This is a genomic window from Acinetobacter sp. MF4640 (genome assembly GCF_002018895.1).
Lineage (GTDB): Bacteria > Pseudomonadota > Gammaproteobacteria > Pseudomonadales > Moraxellaceae > Acinetobacter > Acinetobacter johnsonii.
In genome coordinates, this window is sequence record NZ_MVOM01000154.1 from 1 (window position 1) to 578 (window position 578).

General features: G+C 38.2%; 1 protein-coding gene. It reads right to left on the bottom strand.

What is annotated here, in order from left to right; all coding sequences use genetic code 11:
- Positions 1-27 precede the first annotated feature (27 nt).
- A partial coding sequence (locus MF4640_RS18880) for an IS1 family transposase (protein WP_078390507.1) occupies positions 28-578 on the bottom strand: 551 nt, incomplete at its 5' end.

Genomic DNA, 578 nt, shown 5'->3' on the forward strand with positions numbered 1-578 from the left:
GGTGGTGTTTCAAAAAGTATGCTGGCGTTAAACAAATCCGTTATTAAGGTAAAAGAAAGTCAAATCAAAGGCTTTAAAATGATTTTCGAGCTTTTTAGAAAAGTTGCAACTTCTCCTAAATCCACGCCTGATTCGATGACGAATTCTACAGTTGTTACCTTCAATACCGACGGTAAAAAACTTACCGATCACTTGCTTGCAACATTGAAATGCTGTAATAAAACTATCCCAATGATCACTCGCAATTCGAGCATATTGAACCCCAAGCTTTTTAAGTCTAGCTTTAAGACGTTGAACCGTTGCTAAATCCCGCTTACCCCAAACATAAGCAACAATTTCTCCAGATTCTCGATGGTAGGCATAAATAAGCCATTGTTTATTTTTCTTATTCCCTACAGAAGTCCAAAGTTCATCGACTTCAAGACATTCGTAGTGGCTTTGTTTAGGCTGAATCTGATAGATCGATTCACTTAAGGTTCGTAATACCTTGCCAATGCTGATACGCTCGACTTCAGCAATATCTCTTACACCGCTTCCTCTGATCATTAAATGTAATATCTTGCCGGTAATACCTGAGT